General features: G+C 37.9%; 3 protein-coding genes and 1 pseudogene. 1 reads left to right on the forward strand and 3 read right to left on the reverse strand.

Annotated features, from left to right (window positions below; all coding sequences use genetic code 11):
- From ACE1TI_RS21475 to queG, 3 genes and pseudogenes are all read right to left on the reverse strand, one after another.
- Positions 1-281 (reverse strand): annotated as a pseudogene (locus ACE1TI_RS21475) (IS110 family transposase); the annotation flags it as partial.
- Positions 282-508: 227 nt separating this feature from the next.
- Complete coding sequence (locus ACE1TI_RS21480; protein ID WP_375009555.1) at positions 509-1042, reverse strand: methylated-DNA--[protein]-cysteine S-methyltransferase; 534 nt, start codon at positions 1040-1042, stop codon at positions 509-511.
- Positions 1043-1141: 99 nt separating this feature from the next.
- Positions 1142-2299 (reverse strand): tRNA epoxyqueuosine(34) reductase QueG, encoded by a 1158-nt coding sequence (gene queG, locus ACE1TI_RS21485; protein ID WP_375009556.1) that lies wholly within the window; start codon positions 2297-2299, stop codon positions 1142-1144.
- A gap of 66 nt (positions 2300-2365) precedes the next feature.
- On the opposite strand from queG, the gene ACE1TI_RS21490 reads away from it, so the two are divergent.
- Positions 2366-3067, forward strand: a complete 702-nt coding sequence (locus ACE1TI_RS21490; RefSeq protein WP_375009557.1) for a B3/B4 domain-containing protein — start codon at positions 2366-2368, stop codon at positions 3065-3067.
- The last annotated feature ends 180 nt before the right edge of the window (positions 3068-3247 follow it).

Raw genomic sequence — 3247 nt, forward strand, 5'->3', positions numbered from 1 at the left:
CCGTGATCATGTAAATAGTAAGCCAAGGGTAACCAGTAATGCCCCGTCGGCTCCATGCCGACAATCATGTCGGTCTTTTGATAATTCTCCTGGTAGGTTTTCGCCCATCGCAGAAAAGCTTCGAATCATTCTCTATTATTTGAGAAGACGATTCGTTTTCCAAACTCAAAGCCGCAATCATCGAAGGTACGAGCCACTTGTTTGTTTTTAGCGATATCCACGCCAATGATAAGCGTCTGAGGGGTGATTTGCGTGAGTTTTTTATTTTGCGTATAATTCATAGCAAGTCCTCCTTGGTTTTCCTAATTAGAGGTCGATGATTTATCATCGGACACTCCGTACTATACCAAGGGGGCTCTTTTTTGTTCAAAACTCACATTTTCCCCTTACAGGAATGCTCCCTTTGACTCTTTTAACGCTTTATTCTTCATCCTATTAATATAAATCATTAATAAGTACAAAAAAATTGCTGTATTTCTGAGGACTGAAATACAGCATTAAAAAAATATTATGATGAAATTTTTTCTAGTGCTCCTTCAAACTGTAACAAATACTTTTTCTTATCTAACCCTCCGCCATAACCTACCATATTTCCATTGCTTCCTATGACACGATGACAAGGAAGGAATATAGGCAGCGGATTTTTATTATTAGCCGAACCAATAGCTCTTACAGCTTTAGGAGTGCCTATAGCAGCTGCAATTTGTTTATAAGAGCGCGTTTCCCCATATGGAATACATTGCAGAGTCTCCCATACTAATCTTTGAAAAGCTGTGCCATACAAGTCAAACGGAAGGTCGAAGGTTTTTCTTTTATGAGAGAAATATTCTTCTAGTTGATGAATTCCTTCTTTTACCATTGTTTCATCCTCTATAAGCTTACCGGGTATGTGTTGTTTACGCACCCTAGCATTCATCATAGGAAATACATCTTTTATTTCTCCAAACTGTAAAGAGCATATCCCATAGTCTGTTGCAGCTATGGTTAATGGGCCAATTGCACTGCTATAATTAGAATAATAAATATACTTTTCTCCTGGCATGAACACCTTTCCTTTCTTTCTCTTTTTTATCATACGAAAGTTTAAGATAGCTAAGGGTGATTGCCACGAACTTAATTTCATTTCTTACAGAATCCAAGATTAATGAGGCGGGGACACGGACTTCTTAGATAAATGTTGATTTAATGCATTTTCTATTTCTTGCACTACCTCCGATGACTTTTCGTTGTTGTATGCATGTTGTAACAGACCAATTGCTGATTCGGTACCAATCTGACCAAGTGACCAAGCTGCTGTGCCACGTATCACAGGCCGAGGATCTTTATTTATTAGACGTCCTAACGTATCAACGGCCTCTTCTGCCTTAAAATGTCCAAGCGCAATAATGGCATTTCTCTGAATAGGTTTTTTTCCACGCCACGAACCTGCAATTCGGCCGTACTTTTGTTTGAATTCTTTATTGCTTAATTCTAGCAAAGGGATCAATTTGGGTTTCACAAGTTCTGGATCAGGTTCAAATTCTGTTTGATGATGAAAATCCATTCCTTTATTTTCTGGACAGACTTGCTGGCAAGTATCACAACCATATAAACGGTTTCCTAATTTTTTTCGATATCTTTCTGGAAGAAAATCTTTGGTCTGTGTTAAATAAGCAATGCATTTGTTGGAGTCTAGCTGACCTCCTTGCACCAAAGCCCCAGTCGGACAAGCGTCAACACATTTATTACACGATCCGCACTGTTCTGTTATAGGAGTATCAGGTGGAAGAGAGATAGTTGTTATCATTTCACCGAGGTATACATAAGAACCATACTCTGGAGTGATAATGGCACAGTTTTTACCGCTCCAGCCAATACCAGCTCTTTCTGCCGCGGCACGATCAGATAACTCCCCTGTATCAACCATAGATTTACACTTGGAACCTGGAACAAGCTCCATCATGTATTCTTCCAATTTTTGCAGCCGATCCTTTAATACCCTATGGTAATCTTCTCCCCAAGATGCTCTGCAAAAAACTCCGCGTCTGCTCCCTTTTGTACTCTTTGGCGGGTTTTTCATCTTAGAAGGGTATGCAAGTGCTATAGAAACTATTGTTTTAGCTTCTGGGAGTAGCTCGACAGGTGTCACTCGTTTATCAATGTCTTGTTCTTCAAAACCTGATTGGTAATCTAATCTTTGTTGTTCAAGAAGGCGGTCTTTTAATGATAAAAAAGGATCAGCCGACGTAAAACCAATCTTATCGATTCCGATATCTTTACTATATGCCACAATCTTATCTTTGAGCTGGGCGCCTGTCATGATCCTCCTCCTTTCTCATTTACTAAAAAGATGTGGTACACTTCACATAAGAAATATATAAAGGAAGTGTTAATATTGCAGCTAGTATTATCAGATTCTTTATTAAACGTATTGCCATCATGCAAAATTGGTACGATTATATATAAAAACATAGTTATTGGTGATTCACCTAAAATGTTAAAAGGCAGACTTGAATTCTTTCAGGAAAAAATTTATACTGATTTGCAGCAGCAATCGGTGCTAGATTACCCTGGGGTTCGAGAGTGGCATGAGACATTTAAAAATGCAGGTATCGATCCAAAACGGTACCATCCTTCAAACGAAGCACTATTTCGAAGAATAGAGAAAGGGAAGTCTCTGCCATTTATTCATTCAGCAGCCGATTTAAATAACTTTTTTTCCCTGCAATATGAAATACCCATAGGTATCTATAACTACGATGCCTTAAGTGATTATATCAAAATTTCAATGGGAAAAGAAGATGATTCGTATGATGGGCTAAATGGCAGAAAAAATAATATGAAAGGTAAGATATGTTCTTTTGACAGTAAAGGGGTATTTGGAAGTCCGATCATTGATTCAATACGAACAAAAACAGATGTGACGACAACTAATGCTGTACAAATATTTTACTTAAAACCTTCAATGAGTGAAACAGAAGCAAAGAAACTTTTAGAAGCGGCTTCTCAAATGTTTACCCAGCTTCACAGTGGAGAGGCATTGATATATCTTGTAAATAACTATTATCAAGAATGGACCATACAATAAAACTGCCTAAAAAGCATAAAGAGAGGCTGTATCAAAAGGTTATGAAAAAATGACTTTTGACAGCCCCTTTTTCCTATTTAACATACAAAAAAATCGCCTCTTTCGGTATAATGAAGTCACCACAACCCATTAACGAAAGAAGGCGATTTTTTTATGAGTAACCAAAAGGTCACTTTCCAA

Origin of the sequence: Alteribacillus sp. JSM 102045 (genome assembly GCF_041949975.1) — a bacterium.
Lineage (GTDB): Bacteria > Bacillota > Bacilli > Bacillales > Marinococcaceae > Alteribacillus.